The following is a 24,100-nucleotide window of genomic DNA, read 5'->3' on the forward strand; positions in this document are numbered from 1 at the left end:
ACGAGGAGGGACCATGTCGCACCGCGCCGAGGAGCCGCCCGCGCCGCCGTCGGAGGTCGCCGGTGCGCCGGGCCGGAGGTCGGCCGGCGGCCCGGCCGGGACGTCGCCCACCGTCCAGCTCGCGCTCGCCACCGTCGGGTTCGCCGTCAACTTCTGGGCGTGGGCACTGATCAGCCCGCTGGGGGCGGCGTACAAGGAGGACCTCGGCCTCACCGACGTCGAGCAGTCCATCGTCGTCGCGATCCCGGTCATCGTGGGCTCGCTCGGTCGCATCCCCGTCGGCGCGCTCACCGACCGGCTCGGCGCCCACGTGATGTTCCCCGTCGTCAGCGTGCTGACGATCGTCCCGGTCCTGTTCATCGCCCTCGTCGCCGACTCGCTCGCCATGCTCGTGATCGGGGGCTTCCTGCTCGGCATCGGCGGCACGGCGTTCGCCGTCGGCGTCCCGTTCGTCAACGCCTGGTACCCGCCGGCGCGACGCGGCACGGCGATCGGCATCTTCGGGATGGGCATGGGCGGCACCGCGATCTCCGCCTTCACCACGCTGCGGCTCGCCGAGACGTGGGGGCGGGCGACGCCGTTCGTCGTCGTCGCCGTCGTCCTGGCGGTGTTCGCCGTGGTCGCCTGGCTCCTCCTGCGCGACGCCCCGGGCCGCTCGGTCGCGCCCGCCGGGGGGATGCTCGCGCGCACGTGGGCGACGCTGCGCCTCAAGGGCACGATGCCCCTCGCGTGGCTGTACGCCGTCGGGTTCGGCGGCTTCGTGGCGTTCTCCGTGTACCTCCCGACGTTCCTCGTCAACGCGTATGACCTGACGCCGTCCGACGCCGCCCTCCGCACCGCCGGCTTCGTCGTGCTCGCGGTCGTCATGCGCCCGGTCGGCGGGGCGCTGTCGGACCGGCTCGGGGCCATCGGCGTGTCGGTGGTGTGCTTCGGCGTCGTCGCCGTGCTGGCGGGAGTCGTGGCGCTCGGCCCCGCGCTCGTCCCGCTCGGCACGATCGGCTTCCTCGGGCTGGCGGCGGCGCTCGGTGCGTCGTCCGGAGCGACGTTCGCCCTCGTGGCGAAGGTGGCCCCGGCGGACAAGGTCGGCGGTGTCACGGGGCTCGTCGGCGCGGCGGGCGGTCTCGGCGGGTTCATCCCGCCCCTCATCATGGGTGCGGTGTACCAGCTCGACGGGACCTACGGCCTCGGGCTCGGTCTGCTCGCCCTGACGGCGTTGCTCACCGTGTTCTTCACGCTGGGTCCCGTCCGCCGGGCCGCCCGCCCCTCGTGAGCGCCGTCAGCGCCGTCGACGCCGTCGTCCTCGCCGGCGGGCGCTCCGCCCGGCTCGGCGTCGACAAGGCCGGCCTGCAGCTGCACGGACTCCCGCTGCTCGACCACGTGCTCGCCGCCACGGCCGGAGCCCGGCGCACGGTCGTCGTCGGCCCACCGGACGTCGCGCGCCCCGGTCTGCTGCTGGCGCGCGAGGAGCCGTCGTTCGGCGGACCGGTCGCCGGGATCGCCGCCGGTTTGGCCGCGTTCGAGAGCGCGGACGGCGCGGACGGTTCCTCGCCCGCGCCGCTCGTGCTCGTGCTCGCGTGCGACGTCCCACGCGCGGCCGAGGCGGTGGCCCACCTGCTCGCCGCGGCGGCCCACCTCGCGCCCGAGAACGACGGCATGTTCCTCGAGTCCCGCGGCCGCGACCAGTGGCTGGTCGGGGTGTACCGCCGGGCGTCGCTGGACCGGGCGCTGCGCGAGCTCGGCGCGCCGGGCTCGGTCCACGGCGTCAGCGTGCGGGCGCTCGTCGAGCGGTTGGCCTGCGTGCGCGTGCCCGACCCCGAGCACGCGAGCGCCGACGTCGACACCTGGGACGATCTGGGTCGCGCCATCCGGCACGACGGACGGGAGTGATCTCTTGAGCGACCTCGACGACTGGGTGGACGCGCTGGCCGCGGAGCTGGGCGTGCCGCGCGAGGCGGTGGACGTGCCGGCGATCCTCGATCTCGCGCGGGACGCCGCGCACCGCGTCGTGCGGCCCGCGGCGCCCGTCAGCACGTACGTCGCCGGCTACGCGGCCGGCCTCACCGCGGGGAGCGCCGCCCGGCCGGAGCCGACGGCCCCGCCGACCCAGGGGACCCCGCTCGAACGAGCACGCGACCTGGCGCTGCGCTGGCCGACCGCCTCTGCCGAGGACGCAAGTCCGATGTAAGCGGCCCTTGCCACGCTCGGAGCCAGGCCGCCGCCGGTGGCCGGTATCGAGAGCGGAGGCCGCATGAGCGAGTTCTACGTCGAACCCGAGTCGTTGCGCCGTTACGCGCACCAGGTCTCGGACCACGCCCGTGCGGCCGAGGCCGCTGCCGCCTACGCGGACTCCTGGCTCGTGGAGGCCTGCGCCGTCGGCGTGCTGTTCGACCAGTTCGACGACGCCCGGTGCGACGTGGCGGACCTCGCGTCCGCGACGTTCCGCTCCCTCTCCGAGGCGCTGCAGGCCTCCGGTGACGAGCTCGCGGCGTCGGCCGACTACTACGCGACCACCGACGAGGACCAGGCTGCCGAGCACGACGGCGCCCTCCCGGACGGCGGTGAGACGGATGGGGAGCACAGCGGCGCTGGTGTCACCGCAGGAGCCGGAAGTCGAGACTGACCTCGTGGAGGTCGTCCTCCCCGGCACGTTCTCGAACCCGACGGAGGTCGTCAGCACCGTGCTGGACCTCGCCCTGGGGTTCGACCCTCGGCAGGTCGTCGAGGACACGTTCCGCGGCGACTGGCGTGGCGTCGGGCGCACCGGGTACGCCTACCGCGCGCTCGTCGAGTTCCAGGAGATCCTCGTGTCCGACCTCCTGCGCCACTCCTCGGAGGCGATGGCGGACTGGGACGGGCGCGCGGCCGACGGCGCCGACGCCTACGTCCGGTCGCTCGTTCGCGACATCGACGAGCGGCAGGCCGCGGTTCACGGCCTGGCAGGGATCCATCTCGACCTGGCGCTCGGCATGCAGAGCGCCGCGGAGACGATGCGGGACGCGTTCGACGAGCTCGAGGTGCTCGTGCTCGAGGCCGCCGGCATGGGCGTCGTCTCGGGCGCGGGCGGCTGGCTCCCGTGGGTGGGCGACGACCTGAAGGCGCGCTTCGAGGAGCTCCTCGCGGCGGTCCGGGCGCAGTGGAACGTGATCGAGCAGCAGTCTCAGCAGACGGCCACGCGCGTCGGCTCCGCGGCGGACGCGGCACGGCGGGAGGGCTCCCGGCTCGGACTCCCGCTCTCGCAGCCGGGCGGGTACGACCACCCGATCGCCGAGGCCCCGGACGACAACCCCGTGGCCGATGGCCTCGGTCCCGACGGCGGGGGCGACAGCTCGGGCGAGGACGACCCGGCCGGCGAGCTCGGTCCCGAGGACGGGGCCGGCGAGCTCGAACCCGAGGGCGACGCCGGTGCGCGAGATCCGGACCGAGGCGACGACCGGGACTGAGCAGGACTGAGCGGCCCCGGCGGGAATGCGCTGGCGCGCCGGCGTGCGGCGGTGCTTACCTCGACCAGCCGCTGGTCGCGGCCGAATCGAACCGGAACGAGAGCCAGCATGTCCTTCACGCCCACGATCACGCGGTACTGGCAGACGCCTTTCGCCCACGGCGAGGTGCTGCCGGGCGAGGGCCGCTTCTCCCTGACGATCAACGCGGACCTCGGCGAGGACAGGCGGGTGACGGTGCTCACGACGTCGGACGGCACGGTCCGAGCCGCCGTGACGCCGGCGCTCGCCGAACGCGCCGGCCTCGCCACCGGGACGTTCTCGGCGTCGTCCTTCCGAGCGAGGCTCGCGGAAACCGGGATCACCGTCCACGACCCCGACAACCTCTTCTACTTCCCGGAGTCCGAGCACGCCGCGCTGCAGCGGGAGGCGGCGGCCGACGGCGTCCGCCGGTTGACCGCGAGCGACGGCGCCGCCTTCGCCGCCTTCGAAGCGGCGGCTCCGGAGGCTGACCGGGACGACGCCTTCGTCGAGCTGGACCACTGGGCGGTGGTCGGGGCCTTCGCGGCCGGCCGGCTCGTCAGCGCCGCGAGCGCGTACCCCTGGCGCGACGCGCCGGTCGCGGACATCGGAGTCCTGACCGTCCCGGACTCCCGCGGACGCGGACACGCCCGCGCCGTCGTGCGTGCGCTGAGCGCGTACGCGCTGGGCGAGGGCTACGAGCCGCAGTACCGCTGCCAGCTCGACAACGTCGCCTCAGCGGCCACCGCGCGACGCGCCGGCCTGACGCTGTTCGGCACGTGGGAGGTCGTCTCCCCCGACTCGGCCTGAGCATCTCGGGCGCCGGCGTCGGGCGGCGCGGCTCCGTCCTGCTCCCGGTCCGGCAGGATGGGCGCGTGAGCACACCACGCTGGGTCGACGTCGCCCGTGCCGCCGGCCTCATGGGCGACGACGGCGTCCCGCGGCCCACGATCTTCGCCGAGATGAGCGCCCTCGCCACGGCCACGGGATCGCTCAACCTCGGCCAGGGCTTCCCGGACGTCGACGGCCCGGCGTGGATCCGCGCGGCAGCGATGCGCGCCATCGACGACGGCGCGAACCAGTACCCGCCCGGCCCCGGCATCCCGGAGCTGCGCCACGCCGTCGCCCGGCACCAGCACCGGCACTACGGGATCGACCTCGACCCCGACCGCCAGGTGCTCGTGACGACCGGGGCCACGGAGGCGCTCGCCGCCGCGGTGCTCGCTCTCGCCGGCCCCGGCGACGAGGTGCTGACGCTCGAGCCGTACTACGACTCGTACGCGGCCACGATCGCCCTCGCCGGCGCCACGCACACCACGGCGCCGCTCGTCGCGACGCCGGACGGGTTCCGGCTCGACGTCGCGGCCCTCCGAGCGGCAGTGACGCCGCGCACGCGCGTGATCCTCCTCAACACCCCGCACAACCCGACCGGGACGGTGCTCACCCGCGACGAGCTGGAGGCGGTGGCGGCCCTCGCGCGCGAGGCGGACGCCGTCGTCGTCACCGACGAGGTGTACGAGCACCTCACGTACGACGACGCCCGCCACGTCCCGATCGCCACGCTCCCGGGCATGGCGGAGCGCACGCTCACGATCTCGTCCTCCGGCAAGACGTTCTCGCTCACGGGCTGGAAGATCGGCTGGGTGAGCGGGCCGGCCCCGCTCGTCGACGCGGTCCGCACGGTCAAGCAGTTCCTCACCTACGTCTCGGGCGCGCCGTTCCAGCCGGCGATCGCCCGGGCGCTGGACGACGACGACGCGCCGCGCGAGCTCGCCGCCAGCCTCGCCGCACGCCGCGACCTGCTCTGTGCCGGCCTGCGGGACGTGGGGTTCGACGTCGTCGTGCCGGCCGGCACGTACTTCGTGCTGGCCGACGCCGCCCCGCTCGGCTGGACCGACGGCGCCGCCCTCGCCCGAGCGATGCCCGAGCGGGCGGGCGTCGTGTGCGTCCCCGTGAGCGCGTTCTGCCGGACCGACGACGCCGTCGCGACGGCGTTGCGCTCGTGGGTGCGGTTCACGTTCGTCAAGAGCGAGGACGTGCTGCGCGACGCCGTCGAGCGCCTGCACGCGCTCCGCGGCTGATCAGGCGCGTGTGTCGGCGAGCGTGCGCTCCAGCAGCGTGCGCAGCGCGTCCCGGTTCACTCCCGTCAACCGCGTGAGGTAGAGGCAGACCTTGCTCGCGCGGTGCGGCCCGAGCCCCGCCACGAGGTCGGGCCAGCGCTCCGAGAAGTCGTCGGGGAGGTAGATCGTGTGCTGCCGGGGACCCGGCGCGAACGCGAGCCGCGGGGCTCGACCCCGGTGCCCGCTCTCGTAGGAGTAGGCGTACTCGCCGAACCCGATGATGCGGCCCGCCCACACGACCGGCTCCTCCCCGCTGACCTCGCCGAGCATCGCGAGCAGCTCGTCGGCCTCGGCCCGCCGAGGGCCGCTGGCGCGGTCGAGCACCTCCTCGACCGGGAGGTCCGACGGCGACATCGCCGGCTGCTTCGCTGCCATGGGACCTCGCAAGGCTGGGGCGCCCAGCGTACTGCGGGAGCGGACACCGAGGCAGGCAGCGCAGCGACGTCCGAGCGTCAGCGGCTCAGCACGTACGACTGGATCGCGACGGCCGCCGCGCCCCGCGCCCACTCGGAGAAGTCGGCATCCCTCACGAGGAGCTCGACCGGGCTCGCGGCCGGGTGCCGGTGGGCGTCGAGCTCCGCCCGCGCCACGTCCCCGGCGACGGCCATGAGCCCGACTCCCTCCCCCGCGAGCACGATCGTCGACGCGAACGTGAGGTTGGCCGCTAGCGCCGCGAGCCGACCCAGCGCCGCGGCGGAGCCCCGGACGACCGAGCGGGCCACCGGGTCGCCGTCGGCGGCCAGTCGCAGCACGTCCTCATACGTCACGAGCCGGCCGAGCCCGACCGACGCCTGCGCCACGACGCTCGACGTCGCGAGCATCGCCGACGCGCAGCCGCGGTGACCGAGCGGGCACTGCGGTCCCCCCGGCTCGAGCGGGATGTGCCCGACGAGTCCGACACCGGCATCGTCGCTGGTGATGACCCGTCGCTCGGCGACGAGGCCGAACCCGACCCCGGCGCCGATCGTCAGCACGGCGAACGTGTCCCAGCCTCGGCCGGCGCCGAACCACAGCTCCGCCTGCGCCAGCGCGGCGAGATCGTTGCCGACCACCGCCGGGAACCCTGTCGCTCGTTCGAGCTCGTCGGCGAGGTGGACCTCGTCCCACTCGAGGAACATCGCGTCCTGCACGACGCGACCGTCGCGGACCCGCCCTCCGACGCTCAGGCCGAGCCCGGTCACGGCAGGAGCGTGCTCCGCCAGGCGGGCGACGACGGAGGCAACGGTCGCGACCACGTCAGCGACGTCGTGCCCGGCGAGCGGCGCGTCGGCACGGGCGACCTCCTCGCAGCGCAGCGTCGTCAGGACGCCGTGGACGTCCGTGCCGGTGATCTTGACACCCACGAAGTGGTGGGAGTCCGGGACGACGTCGAGGGGCCGACCGGGGCGGCCGACCCGCCCCGGACCCGGGTCCGCGCCGGCCTCGACGAGGAGCCCGCCGGCGAGCAACGGCTTCGTCAGCCGCGACAGGCTCGCCTGCGAGAGATTCATCCGGCGGGCGAGCTCGGCACGCGAGAGCGGCCCCGCGAGCAGCACCTCCAGGGCCACGGCGTGCGCTGTGCCCTCCGGCTCGACCCACCCCGTGGCGCGGTGCGCCGACGGCGTCGGCTGGATCGGCGGCATCGGCTCACCTCCTCGGCTCTCACGCGCATATTACTTCCGGTTCGGAACGTTGTCCGGGGAATGGGCCGCGCCCGAACGAGCGGATGGGCACCTTGACGTCCTAATAACTGTCGCGGTAGAACTAATCCCGGTCGCCTGATGTGACCCGAGCCACCCTGACGAAGGAGTCGATGCGTGTCCCGCGTCGTGTCCCACCCCGCCCCGTCCGACGTTCCCGACGCCGTCCAGCTCAGCGCAGGCGGCACCGGCGTCGTCCTCGACCTCGCCGGAGGCCGGCTGCCGCGGGTGCTGCACTGGGGCCGCGACGTCGGCCGGCTCCCCCCCACGGAGATCGACGACCTGCGCCGCGCGAGCGTCCCGCCCCAGGTCTCCGGCTGGGTCGACGTCGACGTCCCGCTCGGGCTGCTGCCCGAGCAGAGCGCCGGCTGGCTCGGCACCCCCGGACTCACCGGTCACCGCGCGGGCCGCGACTTCTCGACGGCGTTCGTCACCACCGCCGTCGACGTCACCGAGCCCGCGGACGACCCCACGATCGCCCACCGCGTCCGCGTGAGCGCCCGGGACGCCGTCGCCGATCTCGACCTCGAGCTCGACCTCGAGCTGACCCGGTCGGGCGTGCTGCGCCTCCGTGCTCGGGTGACGAACACCGGCGACGACGTCTTCGACCTCGCCACGCTCGACCTCGCGCTGCCGGTGCCGACCGAGGCGGCGGAGCTGCTCGACCTCACAGGCCGGCACCTGCGGGAACGCTCGATGCAGCGCGGCCCGTTCACGCTCGGGACGCACCTGCGGGAGTCGCGGCGCGCCGCCGGCCACGACGCCAGCCTCGTGCTGGCCGCCGGCGAGCCGGGCTTCGGGTGGCGGCACGGCGATGTGTGGGGCGTGCACGTCGCGTGGTCGGGCAACACCCGCACCTACGCGGAGCGCACGAACCACGGCGAGTCGTTCCTCGCCGGCGGCGAGCTCCTCCTCGCGGGCGAGGTGCGGCTGCACCGCGGCGAGCGGTACGAGACACCGTGGCTGTACGCCTCACGCGGCACCGGCCTCGACGACCTGGCGGCGCGCTTCCACGACTTCCTGCGCGCCCGGCCCGAGCACCCCCGCTCGCCGCGGCCGGTCACGCTCAACGTCTGGGAGGCGGTCTACTTCGACCACGACCTGCCCCGGCTCCTCGAGCTCGCCCGGATCGCCGCCGACGTGGGCGTCGAGCGGTACGTGCTCGACGACGGCTGGTTCCGCCACCGCCGCAACGACTCCGCCGGCCTGGGCGACTGGTACGTCGACGAGGGCGTGTGGCCGGACGGCCTCGCGCCGATCGTCGACGCCGTGCACGAGCTGGGGATGCAGTTCGGCCTGTGGTTCGAGCCCGAGATGATCAACCCCGACTCGGACCTCGCCCGCGCCCACCCCGAGTGGATCATGGCTCCGGGCGACCGCCTGCCGGTGCCGGCGCGGCGGCAGCAGGTCCTCAACCTCTCGATCCCCGAGGCGTACGAGCACGTCCGGTCGAGGATGCTCGCGATCCTCGACGAGTACCGGATCGACTACATCAAGTGGGACCACAACCGCCCGCTCGTCGAAGCGGCGACCCGCGCCACCGGGCAGCCAGCCGTGCACGCCCAGACGCTCGCCACGTACCGGCTCATCGACGAGCTCAAGGCGGCCCACCCCGGCCTGGAGATCGAGTCGTGCTCCGGCGGCGGCGGGCGGGCCGACCTCGGGATCCTCGCGCGCACCGACCGGATCTGGGCGTCCGACTGCATCGATCCGCTCGAGCGGCAGCAGATCGAGGCGGGAACGTCCCTGCTCCTCCCGCCCGAGCTCGTGGGCTCGCACGTCGCCTCCCCGGTCAGCCACACGACCGGCCGGTCGCACTCCCTCGACTTCCGCGCCGGGACGGCGTTCTTCTCCCACCTCGGCATCGAGTGGGACGTGACGAAGGCCGACGACGCCGACCGCGCTCGCCTCGCCGCGTGGGTCGCCACGCACCAGGCCCACCGGCACCTCCTGCACACCGGCCGCGTCGTCCACGCGGACCAGCCGAACCCGGCGCTGTGGGTGCACGGCGTCGTCGCCGCGGACGCCGCCGAGGCGATCTTCGCCGTCGTCGCCCTCGCCACCGGTGTCGCGTCCCCGCCCGGCCGGGTCCGGATCCCCGGTCTCGCGCCCGATGCGCGGTACCGCGTCGCCCCGCTGCCGCCGGGCGACTACGACGACCCCCGGGTGCGGTGGCACCAGCCGTCCTGGTGGGCCGACGGCGTCACGCTGGCCGGCGTCGTCCTCGCCGAGGTCGGGATCCAGGTACCCGCCCTCCTTCCCGAGCAGCAGGCGCTGCTCCACCTCGAACGGGTCTGAGCGCTTCACGAGCGAGGACACCAGCCGCACCGTCGCGTCAGGAGGCACCATGGCAGTCCAGACCTCGGCCCTTCCCTCGACCAGGGCCGGCACCCGACCATCGAGGAAGCAGCGCCCGCGGAGCGACTGGCGGATCGCGCTCGCGTTTCTCGTCCCGGCCGCGATCGGCCTCGTCGTGTTCTACATCTGGCCGGCGCTGCGCGGCCTCTACTTCAGCTTCACGACGTACCAGGTGCTCACCCCGCCGGAGTGGGTGGGCGGCGAGAACTACTCGCGGATGTTCGACGACCCGCTGTTCTGGAACGCGCTGTGGGTCACCGCGTACTACGTGCTCCTGAACATCGGCATCCAGACGCTCGTCGCGATCGCGATCGCCGTCCTCCTCCACCGGTTGACCCGGTCCACCGTGATTCGCGGGATCGCGCTCCTGCCCTACTTCGTCGCGAACGTGATCATCGCGCTCGTCTGGTTCTTCATGCTCGACTTCCAGATCGGGATCGTGAACGTCGCGCTGGACACGATCGGGCTCGACCGGATGGCGTTCTTCGGAGACCCGGCGCTCGCGATCCCGACGATCGCTCTCATCAACGTGTGGCGACACATGGGCTACACGGCGCTGCTGCTGTTCGCCGGCATGCAGATGATCAACCCGCAGCTCTACGAGGCGGCGCGCGTCGACGGTGCGTCCGAGCTCCGGCAGTTCTTCTCCCTCACGCTCCCGCTCCTGCGCCCGGTGCTCGCGATGGTGCTCATCGTGACGATCACCGGATCGTTCCAGGTGTTCGACACGGTCGCCGTCACCACAGGCGGTGGTCCGGCGAACGCGACCCGCGTCCTCAACATGTACATCTACGACCTCGCCTGGGGGCAGCTGGACTTCGGCTACGCGTCAGCGCTCGCCGTGGCGCTGTTCGTCCTGCTGTTCACCATCGCGTTCGTCCAGCTCCGGCTCATGCGGGCCGGCGAGTCGGACGAGAACTGAGGAGGCCACGATGGCTACCACCACAGCACTGCCGGGCTCCGGCGTCGACACGTCCGCCGGTCCCCGCCCGCGGGGCCCGAGGCCGGGGCGCGTCGTCGCCTGGATCTGCCTGGTCCTCATCCTCCTCGTGACCCTCGTGCCGTTCTACTGGATGCTGCGCACGGCGTTCTCGACGAACGGCGTCCTCTCGGCCGAACCCGGCAACCTCCTGCCGGCCGGGTTCACGCTCGACGCGTTCCGCCGCGTCTTCGGGCTGACGACGCTGGAGGAGAACCTCGCCCAGGGCGGCGCCGGCTCCGCCCTCAACTTCTGGGTGTACCTGCGCAACTCGGTCGTCGTCTCCACGCTCATCACCGTCGGCCAGATCACGTTCTCGGCGATGGCCGCGTACGCGTTCAGCCGGCTCGTCTGGCGCGGGCGGAACGCCGTGTTCGCGCTGTTCCTCTCCGCGCTCATGGTGCCGGGCATCTTCACGGCGATCCCGAACTTCGTGCTCGTCAAGGAGCTCGGACTGCTCAACACGTATGCGGGCATCGTGCTGCCGACGTTCTTCATGACGCCGTTCGCGATCTTCTTCCTCCGGCAGTTCTTCCTCGGCATCCCCCGGGAGATCGAGGAGGCCGCGCTCATCGACGGCGCGGGTCGGGCTCGCGTGTTCGCGCGCATCATCGTGCCGATGAGCTCGGCTCCGATCATGACGCTCGCGGTGCTGACGTACATCGCGGCGTGGAACGAGTACCTGTGGCCGCTGCTGGTCGGGCAGGCGGACAACGTGCGCGTCCTCACGGTCGCGCTCGGCATCTTCCGGTCGCAGACGCCGAACGGCACGCCCGACTGGTCCGGCCTCATGGCCGGGACGCTCGTCTCCGCGTTGCCGATCATCGTGCTGTTCTGCGTGCTCGGGCGACGCATCGTCAACTCCATCGGCTTCAGCGGGATCAAGTGAGGGAGGCTGCCATGACCAGAACTGGAACCCACGCACGGACGCGCGTCCGCGCCGTCGTCGCCGCCACGGCGGCACTGACCGCCGCTGGAGCCGTCCTCGCCGGATGCGCTCCGCCGAACGACGTCGGCCGCGACGGGCGCACGATCGTCCGCTACTGGATGTGGGACTCGAGCCAGATGCCCGGGTACCAGCAGTGCGCCGACGACTTCGAGGCGGCGAACGACGACATCGAGATCCGGATCGAGCAGTACGGCTGGGACGACTACTGGACACAACTGACGGCGTCGTTCGTGGCCGAGAACGCCCCGGACGTGTTCGTCGACCACACCGCGCACTTCGGGAAGTTCGTGGTGCTCGACCAGATCCTCGACATCTCCGACCGGGTCGAGGCCGACGGCGTCGACCTCGACCAGTACCAGGACGGCCTCACGAGCCTGTGGACCGGGCCGGACGGCGAGTCGCTCTACGGGCTCCCCAAGGACTGGGACACCGAGGCGCTGTTCTACAACACGGCCATGATCGAGGAGGCCGGGTACAGCGCCGAGGACCTCTGGGAGCTCGAGTGGAACCCGACCGACGGCGGCTCGTTCGAGGAGCTCGTCGCGGCGCTCACCGTCGACGCGAACGGCGTCCGCGGCAACCAGGAGGGCTTCGACGCGGACAACGTCGCCACCTACGGGCTCGGGTTCAACGGGTCCGGGGGCGCGTTCGGCCAGACCCAGTGGAGCCCGTTCGCGCTCGGCAACGACTGGCAGTACGCCGACCAGAACCCCTGGGGCACGGAGTTCTACTACGGCGACGACGAGTTCACGGAGACGATCTCGTGGTGGCGCTCGCTCATCGAGAAGGGCTACATGCCACCCCTGGCGCAGGCGACGTCCGGCGTCAACCAGATGGAGACGCTGGGCGCGGGCGGGTACGCGATGATCGTCGAGGGTGCCTGGAACGCCCGTGCGGTCTCCGAGCTGGCGGGCATCGAGGCGCAGGTCGCGCCGACGCCGATCGGGCCGAGCGGACAGCGCGCGTCGGTCTTCAACGGGCTCTCCGACGCCATCTGGTCGGGCACCCCGAACCCGGACGAGGCGTGGCGCTGGGTGTCCTACCTCGGCTCCCCCGACTGCCAGGACGTCATGGCGGACAGCGGCCGCATCTTCCCGGCGATCAGGACCTCGACCGATACCGCCATCGAGGTGTTCGAGGGCCTCGGGATCGACGCCGAGGCGTTCGCCGTGCACGTCGACGACGGCACGACCGTGCCGACGCAGATCAGCGACCGGTTCGCGCAGATCGACACGATCATGCTGCCGGCGCTGGACAGCGTCATGGCGTTCGACGCCGAGCCGGACACCCTCGTCGGCGCGAACGACCGGGTCAACGCCCTGTTCGACGACGACTGACCTTCGCGAGAGGAAGTTTGCGCGACCGCGAGAGGAAGTCTGCGCAGACTTCCTCTCGCGGTCGCGCAAACTTCCTCTCGCGAACGGTGTGGGTGGGGCGTGGAAGGCTGAGGGCATGTGCGGGAGGTATGCCCAGTTCCGGGCGGCGCAGGAGCTGGCCGACGCGTTCGACGTCGACGAGATCATGGACGACGCCGAGGAGCTCGAGCCCTCGTGGAACGTGGCCCCGACGGACGGCGTGCGCACGATCCTGGATCGCGCCCCGAAGCCGCCCGAGGGTGCGGACGACGGCGGCAGCTCCGGCGCCGCCGGTGGCGGGACGGACCGCACGCGCGAGATGCACCTCGCCCGGTGGGGTCTCGTGCCGGGCTGGGCGAAGGACCTCAAGGTCGGCTCCCGGATGTTCAACGCACGCCTGGAGTCGCTCGCGGAGAAGCCCGCGTTCGCGAAGTCGCTCGCCACCCGGCGCTGCCTCGTGCCCGCCGACGGCTACTTCGAGTGGCAGAAGCACGAGGCCGCCGGCGGCGGGAAGCCGACGAAGACTCCGTTCTTCATCCACTCCACCGACGGCGCTCCCCTCGCGTTCGCAGGGCTGTACGCGTTCTGGCGCGACCGGTCCAAGGCGGACGACGATCCGGCGCGCTGGGTCCTGTCCACCACGGTCGTGACCACGCAGGCCCGCGACGGGCTCGAGGCGATCCATGACCGGGAGCCCGCCGTGCTCGCCCCTGACGTCGTCGAGGCCTGGCTCGACCCCGCGCTCACGGACCCGGCGGAGGTGCTCGCCCTGCTCGAGACACCGCCTCCCCCGCTCGAGTGGTACGAGGTCTCGGCGCGCGTCGGCTCGGTCCGGAACAACGGCCCCGAGCTCGTCGACCCGGTCTGACCTGCGCCGTCGCGGCGCCGAGAGCCGCCACCACGCCGGCTCCGCGCGCAGCGGTGCCACCTCCACCGCCGGTCTGACGCCCGCCTCGTCCCCCGGTGGGACGACGATGCGGGCTCGCGAACCTAGGCTCACCCGTGTGAGTACGCCCGCGCCTGCCCGAGAACCCGGGGCCGTTGCCGTGCTCGACCGCAACCAGCTCGCGGTGGACGTGCTGCTCGCGGGCGGCGCGTTCGTCATGCTCGGACTGGCGACGATCGCGCTCGGAGTCGGGACGTCGTCGTCGTTCTGGGACGTCCTCGCGGGCGTCGGCATGCCGGTCGCGATGGTGTTCCGCCGGCGCTCCCCCGTCTGGTCCGCGGCCGCCGTCGACGCGTTCGCGCTGCTGCACTTCGCGTTCGGTTCGCCGCTCCTGCCGGTGGACGTCCTCATCTTCGCGAGCGTGTACTCCGTGACCGTCCACGGGCCGCTCTGGGCGCGCCGGACTGCCCTCGGGGCGGCGCTTCTCGGGTCGCTCCTCGTGCCGCTGCGCTACCTCGACTCGCCGATCTCCGACCCGGTCGGGTGGTCGCTCTTCATCCTGCTGGCGTTCGCGGGGCTCGCCTCGCTCGTCGTGGCCTCGTGGGCGCTCGGCCTCCTGCGCCGGTCGCGCATGCAGCGCGTCGAGTCGTTGCGGGAACGTGCCGAGCGCCTCGAGCTCGAGCGGGACCAGCAGGCGCAGATCGCGACGGCCGCGGAACGGGCCAGGATCGCCCGCGAGATGCACGACGTCGTCGCCCACTCGCTATCCGTCGTCATCGCCCAGGCGGACGGCGGGCGGTACGCGGCGGCGAACGACCCGGCGGCCGCGACACGCGCCTTGACCACGATCAGCGAGACCGGGCGCGCCGCGCTCGCCGACATGCGCCGCATCCTCGGCGTCCTGCGGTCCGGCCCCGGCGGCGACGCCGCCGTCGCCCCGCAGCCCGCCGACGCCGACCTGGACGAGCTCATCGGCCACGTGCGCGCGAGCGGCGTCGACGTCTCGCTCGTCCGTGTGGGGCAACCGCGGCCGCTGCCGCCGGGCGCCGGCCTCACCGTGTACCGGATCTGCCAGGAGGCGCTGACCAACGTGCTCAAGCACGCCGGCCCCGGCGTGCGCGTCACTGTCCTCCAGACCTGGACGGCGACGCACCTCGTGCTGCAGATCGACGACGACGGGCGCGGCGCGGCCGCGTCGTCCGACGGCGCCGGCCAGGGCCTGCTCGGGATGCGGGAGCGGGCGACGATGTTCGGCGGCACCCTCACCGCCGGTCCCCGACCGGGTGGGGGCTACCGCGTCCGCGCCGAGCTGCCCCTGCCGTCGCGGTCGGTGCCGCCGACGCCGTACCGTCCCTTCGAACCGACCCACGCGCCGACCCACCCCGCGCGCCCGGTCGCCCCGCCCGGCAGCCCACCGCAGGAGAGACAGTGACAGGCACCCCCGACGCGCCGCCCATCCGCGTCGCCATCGTCGACGACCAGCAGCTCGTGCGCGCGGGCTTCGCGCTCGTCATCGACTCGCAGCCGGACATGGAGGTCGTGCTCGAGGCCGGCGACGGCGCACAGGCGGCCCGGCTGCTGGCCTCGCACGACGTCGACGTCGTCCTCATAGACGTCCGGATGCCCACCCTCGACGGCCTCGCCGCCACCCAGCGCATCCTCGCGTCACCGCCGCCCGGCGGGACGGCTCCGAAGATCGTCATCCTCACGACGTTCGACCTCGACGAGTACGTGCTCGCGGCCATCAAGGCCGGCGCGAGCGGGTTCCTGCTCAAGGACACGCCGCCCGAGGAGATGCTCGCGGCGATCCGCACCGTGCACGCCGGCGACGCCGTCATCGCGCCGTCGTCGACGAAGCGGCTCATCGAACACCTCGCGGCGGTCCTGCCGGACGAGCAGAAGACGCCCACGACCGCGCTCGACGCGCTGACCGAGCGCGAGCGCGAGGTGCTCGTGCTCATCGCCCGCGGCCGGACGAACACCGAGATCGGTGCTGACCTGTTCGTGGCCGAGGCGACGGTGAAGACGCATGTCGGCCGCATCCTCGCGAAGCTCGGCGCCCGCGACCGGGTGCAGGCCGTGGTGATCGCCTACGAGACCGGACTCGTGGCGCCGGGCGCCTGACGCCGTCGTCGCCCACCGTGCGGCGGGCACCGGTAGGCTCTGACACGAGCGTGGGTCCGCCGCGCGTGAGCCCGGGAGGCCCAGATGTCGGGTTTCGAGAACCGCAACCCGTCCGCGCCCGCCGAGCGCCCCGTGACGATCACGACGGCCCGCCGCGCACCACGCTCCTCCTCGATGCCTCCGCCCTCAGCGGCGCCGCGGGCGTCCTCCGCCCCGAAGGCACCCAGCAACCGGGCGTTGTTCCGGCTCGGGGCGACCCAGATGGTGCTCACGATCGTCGTGGTCATCGTGCTCAACGTCGTCGCGCGCAGGCTCGGGCTGAACTTCTGGGGCTCCGTGGCGCTGTGCGCCGTCGTCGCGCTCGCCTGGCCGTTCGTCGCCGCGCGGTTCCGACGCCGCTGACCGGCGGGCGGACCCACCCGCCGGCACGTCCCACCACGGGATGACACCCGGACCCACCCGCGGCCCGACGCCGGCCGATCGCGCGCTCCGTACCGTCGAGACCGTCACCACGCCAGGTCTCCCGAGGAGCAGCACATGTCCATCGACGTCACCCCCGCACCCGCCACGGGACCAGCCGCCGCGGTGCCCGCCGTGCGCGCCGCGGGCCTGCACAAGGTCTACGGCCGCGGCGAGACGGAGGTGCGGGCGCTCGACGGCGTCGACGTCACGTTCGCGTCCGGGGCCTTCACCGCGATCATGGGCGCGTCGGGCTCCGGCAAGTCGACGCTCCTGCACCTGCTAGCGGGTCTCGACTCCGCGACGGCCGGCAGCGTGTTCCTCGGCGAGACCGAGCTGACTCGCCTGGACGACACCGCCCTGACGCTCCTGCGCCGCGAGCGCGTCGGGTTCGTGTTCCAGGCGTTCAACCTGCTCCCGATGTTCACCGCCGAGCAGAACATCGTCCTCCCGCTCGAGCTGGCCGGGGCCGACGTCGACCGGGCCTGGTTCGACACGCTCGTCGAGACCCTCGCCCTCCGGGAGCGGCTCACGCACCGCCCGAGCGAGCTCTCCGGTGGGCAGCAGCAGCGGGTCGCGATCGCCCGCGCACTCCTCACCCGGCCCGACGTGGTCTTCGCCGACGAGCCGACCGGGAACCTCGACTCCCGCACCGGCGCGGAGGTCCTCGCGTTCCTGCGGCGGAGCGTGCGCGAGCTCGGCCAGACGGTCGTCATGGTCACGCACGACCCGGCCGCGGCCGCGTACGCCGACCGCGTGGTCCTGCTCGCCGACGGCCGCGTGGCCGGCGAGATCACCGACCCGACGCCGGAGTCCGTGCTCACCGGGCTGGAGGCTCTGCGCGGCGCCGACGTCGTCGCGCAGGCCGCGGGCGGCCGACACTGATGGGGCGGCTGACCTGGGCGCAGATGCGCCGTACCGCCCCCCGCCTCGTCGCCGTCGGCATCGCGATCATGCTGGGCGCCGCGTTCATCGCCGCGATGCTCCTGAGCTCGGCGACGATGCGTCGGGTCGGCTTCGACGCCGCCACCGCGTCGCTCGGCGACCCCGACCTTGTCGTCGTCGCCGACCAGGAGTCCCTGACCCAGGCGGATCTCGACGCCCTCGCGGCGCTCGACGACGTCGCCGCGATCGAGCCGCGGCGGGAGATGTACGTCGATGTCGGCGGCTCGGGCCGCAGCGAGGGCGTGCTCGCGACGCCCGTGGCGTCGCACCCGCGGCTGGCGGGCTACACGATCGAGCAGGGCGAGGTGCCCACCGGCGCCGGCCAGGTGGCCCTGCCCGCGGCGACGGCCGACCGGCTCGACGTCGGGATCGGCGACGACGTGACGCTGACCCTCCGGGTCTGGACGCCCGACGGCGAAGGGGTGCCCGAGCGGAGCGACGCCCAGGTCGTCGGCATCGCCGCCGACGGCACGGGCTTCGGCTACGGCACGCCGACGGCGCTCGTCGACCCCGCACAGCTCGACGCGTGGGCCTCCGCCGCCGACGAGGAGCCGAGCTTTGTGCAGGTGAGCCTGCTGCTGACGGACGGGGCCGACGTCGAGCAGGCGCGCGCGGCGATCGCCGACGCCCTCCCGGCCGGCGACGTCCGGACGCGGGACGAGCACGCGGCGGCGCTCGCCCGCGACCTCACCGGCGACGAGGACGTCCTGTCGATGCTCGTCCTGCCGTTCGGGGCCGTCGCGCTCTTCGTGGCCGGCCTCGTCATCGCGAACACGTTCACCGTGCTCGTCGCCCAGCGGACGCACACCTTGGCACTGCTGCGGTGCGTCGGCGCTACCCGCGCGCAGCTGCGCCGGTCCGTGCTGCAGGAGGCCGCGGTCGTGGGCGCCATCGCCTCGGCGGTCGGTGTGCTGCTCGGGATCGGTCTCGGGCAGGTGACGCTCACGCTGCTGCGCGCGGCCGACCTCGACGTCCCGCTCCCGGCCACCGTCACGCTGACGCCCTGGGTCGTGGCCGTCCCCCTCGTCGTCTGCACGCTCGTCACGCTCGTCGCGGCGACCGGACCCGCCCGCCTCGCGACGCGCGTACCCCCGCTGGCAGCGATGCGTCCCGTCGAGCTCACCCAGGCACGTGGCGCCGGACGTCTGCGGCTCGTGGCCGGATGGGCGTTCGCCGCCGCCGGCGGTCTCCTCATGGTCGGCGCGCTCGCCGGGGGCGAGACGATCGGCTACGAGCTCTCCCTCGCCGTCGGGGTCGCGGGCGGCGCGATCTCGATCCTCGGGTTCATCCTCCTCACCACGTGGATCGTGCCCGCCGGCCTGCGCGCTCTCGGCCGACTCGCGACCCGCGTGGCCGGTGTCCCCGGTGCGCTCGCCGCCACGAACGCCCGGCGGAACCCGCGACGCAGCGCGACGACGGCGACGGCGCTGCTCATCGGCGTCACGCTCGTCACGATGATGGCGACCGGGGCGGCGATGACCCGCGCCCAGATGGGCGAGACGCTCTCGGACCGCTACCCGGTCGACGTCTCGATCGGGTCGGACCCCGACACCGAGGTCGGGCTGCCGATCGAGGAGGCGCCCCTGAGCGACGCCCAGATCGAAGCGGTCGCCGGTGTCGACGGCGTCGCGCACGTGGCGCCGCTCACGGGCGTCGTCGTGACGGCCGTCGGAGCGAGCGGTGACGGCGTCGAGCTCGCCGTGCGCGGCATCGCGCCGGGCGACCTCGACGGCGCCGTGCGGGACTCGCCCGCCGCGGAGCTCGACGCCGGCACGGTGCTCGTCCCGCAGGGGTGGCTCGCGGACCTCGGCGTCGCCGGTGGCGACGAGCTCACGCTCGAGGGCGCGGGCGGCGAGGCCACGCTCCGCGTCGTCGTCGCCGACTCCGCCGGTGCGGTGCCGCTCGTCACGCCGGACGTCCTCGACGAGCTGCAGCCGGGCGCTGCCGTGAACCGGCTCTGGGTGCGGATCGCCGACGGCGCGGACGTGCGCACCGTCACCGGCGACCTCTCGGACGCCCTGGTGGCAGTGTCGTCCGACGCCGACGCCTCACCGGTGGTCAGCGGGAACGCCGTCGAGCGGGTGGGGTTCGAGCAGGTCGTCGACACGCTCCTGGCGGTCGTGGTCGGGCTGCTCGCCGTCGCCGTCGTCATCGCGCTGGTCGGCGTCGCCAACACGCTCGCGCTGTCGGTGATCGAGCGGCGCCGGGAGAACGCGCTGCTGCGAGCGCTCGGGCTGACGCGCCGGCAGCTGCGCGGCACGCTCGCCGTCGAGGGCTTCCTCCTGGCGTTCGTCGGGGCGCTGGTCGGCGTCGCCCTCGGCCTCGGTTACGGGTGGATCGGCGGGGTCCTGCTGCTGCGGTTCGGTGGCACCGCCGACCTCGTCGTGCCGTGGGCGCACATCGGGGCGGTCCTCGCGATCGCCGCCGTCGCCGGTGTCGTGGCGTCGGTGCTGCCGGGACGGTCGGCGGCGCGCGTCTCGCCGGTGGCGGCGCTCGCGGCCGACTGACGGCCCGCGAGACCCGGTTCGCGCCGCGCGCGACCGGTGTGCTGGGGCGGGTGTGGACGACGGCGGAGGGTGCCGTCGTCCACACCCGCCCCGTCCGCGTCCGCTCCCGCGCGCGACGATCCGGGCGTGACGAACCCCGCGGCGCTCCTCCCCGCGTGCTGGAGCACGCCCTGGCACCTGGCCGTGGTGGACGGGCCGGACGTCGGGTGGTGCCTCCCGATCGTGGCTCGGGCGCGGGTCGTCGGGCGGGGCGTCGACGCGGACCTGACGCTCGAGGACCCCGCCCTCTCCCGGCGGCACGTCGCCGTCCGCCTGCGCGGTGACGCGGTCCAGGTGCGGGACCTCGCCTCCGCCAACGGCACCCGCGCGCTGCTCCCGCCGCGACGGCCCCGCCGGCCTCGCCGCGCGGATGCGGCGGCGCCGACGAGCCGCGGCCCGGCACCGGGCCGCACGCGCCGACGCCGGGCCGGCCGCGCCTGGCGCATCGTCCCGCCCGGCACCGTTCTCGTCGCCGGGGGCTCTCGCCTCGAGGTCCGCGCGCGCCCCGGCCGCGCGGCACCCGACCCGCCGCGCCCGGACGCCGGACTGCCCGTGGCACGCCTCGTGACGCCGCTGCTCATGGGCCTCATGTCGGTTCCGTTGCTCCTCTCCTCCGTCGGGTCCGGGCCGCTCCCGGCGTGGCGCCTGGCGCTGCTCGTCGCCGTGCCCGCGCTGCTCGTGGTCTCCGTCGTGGCCGCGGTCGTCGGGCACCGGCGTGAGCGCGGCCGCGACCCCGAGCTGCCCACGCCGGACCCGCCGACGGCGCCACCCGACCCGCCGGCGCTCGCGCTGCTCGCCGTCCGCGGCGGACCCCTCCCCGAGGCGAGCGGCATGCTGGACGTGGGCACCGAGACGATCGAGCTCGACGACGCCGCGTCGCTCGCCCTCGTGGGCGCACCGGCGGCCGTGGCGGCGATGGCCCGCTGGGTGGACGCCCAGCTCCGGCTCGCCGGGCGCACCGCCCGGGTCCTCGTCGCGTCGTCCTGGCACGAGGTGCCGGCGGACGCGGGCCGCGTCGTCGAGGTCGGCGAACGCCATGTCCGCCGCGTGTCGGCCGGGTGGGCGGAGGCGATCGTCGCTCACCTGGGCCGGCCCGCGGCACCGGAGCTCCCCGCCACCGTCCCGCTCACCGACCTCCTCGGCGCACGGACCGGGCCGGAGGTCCTCGCCGCGTGGCGCTCCCCGAGCGGCACATTGGCGGCGCCGATCGGGGTGGGCGCCCACGGGCCGCACGTCCTCGACCTGGCCGCGGACGGCCCGCACGCCCTCGTGGCCGGGACCACCGGCGCCGGCAAGTCCGAGCTGCTGCTCGCCTGGATCCTCGCGCTGACCGCCACGCACCCGCCGCGCGACCTGGCGCTCGTCCTCGTCGACTACAAGGGCGGGGCGACGTTCGCCGCCGTCGCCGATCTCCCGCACGTGACGGGCGTGCTCACCGATCTGGACGCCGCCGCCACGGGCCGGGCGCTCGCGAGCCTCCGCGCGGAGCTGCGCCGCCGGGAGCGGGCGTTCGCGCTGGTCGGGGCGCGGGACCTCCCGCAGTACCGGGCCCGCGACCCTGCCGAGCGGGTGTCGCGCCTCCTCGTGGTCGTCGACGAGTTCCGGACCCTCGCCACCGAGCTGCCCGGGTTCGTCGACGGGCTCGTCCGCCTCGCCGCGCAGGGGCGTTCGCTCGGGATCCACCTCGTGCTCGCCACGCAACGCCCGGCGGGCGCCGTCACCGCCGAGATGCGCGCGAACATCGGGGTGCGGATCTGCCTGCGCGTGCTCTCGTCCGCCGACTCCCTCGACGTCGTCGACGCTCCCGACGCCGCCGAGCTGCCGGCCGCGCCCGGCCGCGCCCTGGTCCGGACGACGGGGCTCAGCGAGATCCAGGCCGCGTGGAGCGGCGGCGAGCACGACGGCGGTCCGATCGCCTCCGCCGTCCGGCACGCGGCGCGTCTCGCCGGCGAGCTCGGACACGGCGAGCTCGTGGACGTGCGCACCCCCTGGGCCCCTCCCCTGCCGGTCGACGTGCGGCGACCCGACGTGCCCGGCGTCCTCGTCACCGACCTCCCGGAGGAGCAACGGCTCGGAACCTGGTCGTGGGAGGGCGCACCCCTGCTCGTCACCGGCGGACCGGGCTCGGGGCGCAGCACCGCCCTGGCCAGCCTGCTCGGGGCGCGCGTGCGCGCCGGGGACCACGCGCACGTTATCGGCAGGGACCTCGCGAGGCTCTGCCCGGCGGTCGGGCTCGCGCGGGGTGACCATCCGACGCTGGGCACCGTCGTCGGGCCGGAGGACCCGCGGCGTCTCGCGCGGCTCGTCACGGTGCTCGAGTCCGGCGGTGCGCGGCCGGGGACGGTCCTGGTCGTCGACGACGTCGAGACCGCGACCGAGGCGCTCGACCGCGTCGGCGGCCCCGGCGCCGGCACGGACCGGCTCGTCTCGCTGCTGCGCCGGTCCGCGTCCCTCGGGCTCCGGATCGCCGTCGCCGGCGCGGCCCCCGGCACCCGGTGGTCGGCTCTCGTGCGCCACCACCTCGCGCTCGGGGTCCGCGACGCGGGGAGCGCGGCCCTGGCGGGGATCCCGCGCGAGCTCGTGGGGGTGGCCCTCTTCTCCGGGCGCGGGGTGCTGCTCGGGCCGGACGGCCCGTTGGCCGTGCAGGTCGTGCGCGACGACGGCGCGTGGCCGACCGGCGGCGGTGCGGCGACCCCGCGCCTGCATGCGCTGCCGGACGTCGTCGACCTGGCGGCGCTCCCGCCGTCGGACGGCGAGGGCCTCGTCATCGGGGTGGGCGGCGACGACGCAGGGCACGTCCGCGTCCCGCTGCTGCCCGGCCGGCCCTGGCTCGTGGTCGGCTCGCCCGCCACCGGCCGGACGGGCGTCCTCGACATGGTGGCCGACCTGCTCGGTGACTCCCGCCGCGTGGTCCGCGTCGACCCCGGGACGCAGACGCTGCCCGACTCGCCTCCCGGCGTGACGTGGCTGGTGGACGACGCCGAGTCGCTCCTGCCCGAGGTGTCCGACGCGCTCGCCACCCTGCTCGCCGGCCGCCGAGAGCGCTGCGTCGTCGTCACGACCGGCGAGGCAGCCGCCTCCTCCTATCGCGGGGTGCTCGCCGTCGTCCGCGACGCACGGACGGTGCTCCTGCTCGGATCGGCGGCCGGCTCCCCCGCCGCCGGCGTCGACACGAGGGCCGCCCGGGACCCGGTTCTCGGGCACCTGCCCGGCCGGGGCGTGCTGGTCATCGGCGGGCGCGCGTCGCCGGTGCAGATCGCGCGCGTCGGAGGATCGCGCCGCTGACTACAGCAGGGCCGACGGCGTCCCGCGCGCCTGCGTCGCGGCGAGCGAGGAGGGAACGAGCAGCAGGACGAGCGTGGCGATCCCCAGGACGACGACGGCGCCGCCGAGCACGGGGTTGGCCCCGATCTGGGAGATCCCGACGGCGGCGAGCAGCAGCTGCCACGTGACCACCGGTCCCCGCGGCCAGCGCCGGCCGCGCGCGAGGGCGCGAGCGCCGGCACCGAGCAGCGCCGCGAGCCCGAGAGAGAAGATCGCCAGGCCGACGGCGCTGAGCGGCTCCCCCACCCCGCGCAGGAGGTCGACCACGAAGAGGACGCCGAACGCGGTCAGGGCCGCCACCTGGACGAGCAGCAGCAGCAGCGCGACGCGGAGCGGGACAGGGAGCGATCCGAGCGACGATCGCCGTCGGCCGGCGTCGTCGGACCCGGCCGCGGAATCGGCGGATTCAGGTGGTTCGGGGGGCACGACGACTACTGTAGGCTGGCCCGCACCGTGGACGCGGACCCGACGACGAGGCCACGACCCGGCGCAGTGTGACGAAGCCCTCACCCGTCACGCGGGTGAAACTTGCGCGTAACCCCTTGTGTGCGCAGAAGTCGCATGTGACAGTGGTGTGCAGCAAACACCCCCCGAGTCGCCCGGATCCGCCCGGATCCCGTGTAGCGACGCGCGCCCACGAGGAGCTGTCATGACGGACTGGCGTCACCGCGCTGCGTGTCTCACCGAAGACCCTGAGCTGTTCTTCCCGATCGGCAACACCGGTCCTGCGCTCGCCCAGATCGACGAGGCGAAGGCCGTCTGCCAGCGCTGCGACGTCGTCGACTCCTGCCTGAAGTGGGCCATCGAGACCGGCCAGGACTCCGGCGTCTGGGGCGGCATGTCGGAGGACGAACGCCGCGCCCTCAAGCGCCGCACGGCCCGCGCCCGCCGCGCCGGCTGACACTCCGCCGATCGGGG

Annotated in this window: 22 protein-coding genes; 19 read left to right on the forward strand and 3 right to left on the reverse strand. The window is 74.3% G+C overall.

What is annotated here, in order from left to right; genetic code table 11:
* Nucleotides 1-13: 13 nt before the first annotated feature.
* The 7 genes from BCAV_RS14150 to BCAV_RS14180 all read left to right on the forward strand — a co-directional run bounded on the left by BCAV_RS14150 (nt 14) and on the right by BCAV_RS14180 (nt 5,539).
* On the forward strand, nt 14-1,270 hold the full coding sequence (locus BCAV_RS14150; protein WP_015883292.1) for an MFS transporter: 1,257 nt from the start codon (nt 14-16) through the stop codon (nt 1,268-1,270).
* A complete protein-coding gene (mobA, locus tag BCAV_RS14155) occupies nt 1,267-1,887 on the forward strand; it encodes a molybdenum cofactor guanylyltransferase (RefSeq protein WP_015883293.1) in 621 nt (206 codons plus the stop codon). Before BCAV_RS14150 ends, mobA begins: the two co-directional genes overlap by 4 nt.
* 4 nt (nt 1,888-1,891) lie before the next feature.
* Nucleotides 1,892-2,185 (forward strand): DUF6457 domain-containing protein, encoded by a 294-nt coding sequence (locus tag BCAV_RS14160; RefSeq protein ID WP_015883294.1) that lies wholly within the window; start codon nt 1,892-1,894, stop codon nt 2,183-2,185.
* Nucleotides 2,186-2,248: 63 nt separating this feature from the next.
* Nucleotides 2,249-2,620 carry a type VII secretion target gene (locus tag BCAV_RS14165; RefSeq protein ID WP_015883295.1) on the forward strand — a complete coding sequence of 124 codons (372 nt, stop codon included), beginning with the start codon at nt 2,249-2,251 and terminating at the stop codon, nt 2,618-2,620.
* Between the two features lie 4 nt (nt 2,621-2,624).
* Nucleotides 2,625-3,440 carry a hypothetical protein gene (locus BCAV_RS14170; protein ID WP_015883296.1) on the forward strand — a complete coding sequence of 272 codons (816 nt, stop codon included), beginning with the start codon at nt 2,625-2,627 and terminating at the stop codon, nt 3,438-3,440.
* Nucleotides 3,441-3,548: 108 nt separating this feature from the next.
* The gene (locus BCAV_RS14175; protein ID WP_015883297.1) at nt 3,549-4,268 is read left to right on the forward strand and encodes a GNAT family N-acetyltransferase; all 720 of its coding nucleotides are present in this window, start codon (nt 3,549-3,551) and stop codon (nt 4,266-4,268) included.
* Between the two features lie 65 nt (nt 4,269-4,333).
* Nucleotides 4,334-5,539 (forward strand): pyridoxal phosphate-dependent aminotransferase, encoded by a 1,206-nt coding sequence (locus tag BCAV_RS14180; RefSeq protein ID WP_015883298.1) that lies wholly within the window; start codon nt 4,334-4,336, stop codon nt 5,537-5,539.
* Here BCAV_RS14180 and BCAV_RS14185 read toward each other — a convergent pair whose 3' ends face one another.
* On the reverse strand, nt 5,540-5,953 hold the full coding sequence (locus BCAV_RS14185) for a DUF1801 domain-containing protein (protein WP_015883299.1): 414 nt from the start codon (nt 5,951-5,953) through the stop codon (nt 5,540-5,542).
* Between the two features lie 77 nt (nt 5,954-6,030).
* Nucleotides 6,031-7,200: an ROK family transcriptional regulator gene (locus BCAV_RS14190; RefSeq protein WP_015883300.1), complete on the reverse strand. Its 1,170-nt coding sequence runs from the start codon at nt 7,198-7,200 to the stop codon at nt 6,031-6,033.
* 174 nt (nt 7,201-7,374) lie between these two features.
* Between BCAV_RS14190 and BCAV_RS14195 the strand changes: the two genes are divergently transcribed.
* The 11 genes from BCAV_RS14195 (at nt 7,375) to BCAV_RS21690 (ending at nt 23,143) form a co-directional block, all read left to right on the forward strand.
* Nucleotides 7,375-9,555 carry an alpha-galactosidase gene (locus BCAV_RS14195; protein WP_015883301.1) on the forward strand — a complete coding sequence of 727 codons (2,181 nt, stop codon included), beginning with the start codon at nt 7,375-7,377 and terminating at the stop codon, nt 9,553-9,555.
* Nucleotides 9,556-9,604: 49 nt separating this feature from the next.
* Nucleotides 9,605-10,537, forward strand: coding sequence for a carbohydrate ABC transporter permease (locus BCAV_RS14200; RefSeq protein ID WP_015883302.1), 933 nt, complete (start codon nt 9,605-9,607; stop codon nt 10,535-10,537).
* 10 nt (nt 10,538-10,547) lie between these two features.
* Complete coding sequence (locus BCAV_RS14205) at nt 10,548-11,483, forward strand: carbohydrate ABC transporter permease (protein ID WP_015883303.1); 936 nt, start codon at nt 10,548-10,550, stop codon at nt 11,481-11,483.
* Nucleotides 11,484-11,494: 11 nt separating this feature from the next.
* Nucleotides 11,495-12,880: an ABC transporter substrate-binding protein gene (locus BCAV_RS14210; protein WP_015883304.1), complete on the forward strand. Its 1,386-nt coding sequence runs from the start codon at nt 11,495-11,497 to the stop codon at nt 12,878-12,880.
* Between the two features lie 115 nt (nt 12,881-12,995).
* Nucleotides 12,996-13,766, forward strand: coding sequence for an SOS response-associated peptidase (locus BCAV_RS14215; protein ID WP_015883305.1), 771 nt, complete (start codon nt 12,996-12,998; stop codon nt 13,764-13,766).
* 136 nt (nt 13,767-13,902) lie between these two features.
* Nucleotides 13,903-15,216 carry a sensor histidine kinase gene (locus BCAV_RS14220; protein ID WP_245528852.1) on the forward strand — a complete coding sequence of 438 codons (1,314 nt, stop codon included), beginning with the start codon at nt 13,903-13,905 and terminating at the stop codon, nt 15,214-15,216.
* Entirely contained in the window at nt 15,213-15,908 is a 696-nt protein-coding gene (locus BCAV_RS14225) for a response regulator (protein ID WP_015883307.1), read from the forward strand. The genes BCAV_RS14220 and BCAV_RS14225 overlap by 4 nt, the downstream gene beginning before the upstream one ends.
* Before the next feature lie 174 nt (nt 15,909-16,082).
* Nucleotides 16,083-16,310 carry a hypothetical protein gene (locus tag BCAV_RS14230; RefSeq protein WP_144016788.1) on the forward strand — a complete coding sequence of 76 codons (228 nt, stop codon included), beginning with the start codon at nt 16,083-16,085 and terminating at the stop codon, nt 16,308-16,310.
* Between the two features lie 135 nt (nt 16,311-16,445).
* On the forward strand, nt 16,446-17,252 hold the full coding sequence (locus tag BCAV_RS14235) for an ABC transporter ATP-binding protein (RefSeq protein ID WP_015883309.1): 807 nt from the start codon (nt 16,446-16,448) through the stop codon (nt 17,250-17,252).
* A complete protein-coding gene (locus BCAV_RS14240; protein WP_015883310.1) occupies nt 17,252-19,819 on the forward strand; it encodes an ABC transporter permease in 2,568 nt (855 codons plus the stop codon). The genes BCAV_RS14235 and BCAV_RS14240 overlap by 1 nt, the downstream gene beginning before the upstream one ends.
* Nucleotides 19,820-19,945: 126 nt before the next feature.
* Nucleotides 19,946-23,143 (forward strand): FtsK/SpoIIIE domain-containing protein, encoded by a 3,198-nt coding sequence (locus tag BCAV_RS21690; protein WP_015883311.1) that lies wholly within the window; start codon nt 19,946-19,948, stop codon nt 23,141-23,143.
* On the opposite strand, the gene BCAV_RS14250 is transcribed toward BCAV_RS21690, so the two are convergent.
* Nucleotides 23,144-23,608, reverse strand: coding sequence for a hypothetical protein (locus BCAV_RS14250; RefSeq protein ID WP_015883312.1), 465 nt, complete (start codon nt 23,606-23,608; stop codon nt 23,144-23,146). It abuts the gene before it with no gap.
* Nucleotides 23,609-23,831: 223 nt separating this feature from the next.
* On the opposite strand from BCAV_RS14250, the gene BCAV_RS14255 reads away from it, so the two are divergent.
* Nucleotides 23,832-24,083 carry a WhiB family transcriptional regulator gene (locus BCAV_RS14255; RefSeq protein WP_015883313.1) on the forward strand — a complete coding sequence of 84 codons (252 nt, stop codon included), beginning with the start codon at nt 23,832-23,834 and terminating at the stop codon, nt 24,081-24,083.
* The last annotated feature ends 17 nt before the right edge of the window (nt 24,084-24,100 follow it).

The organism is Beutenbergia cavernae DSM 12333 (assembly GCF_000023105.1).
GTDB classification, from domain to species: Bacteria; Actinomycetota; Actinomycetes; order Actinomycetales; family Beutenbergiaceae; genus Beutenbergia; species Beutenbergia cavernae.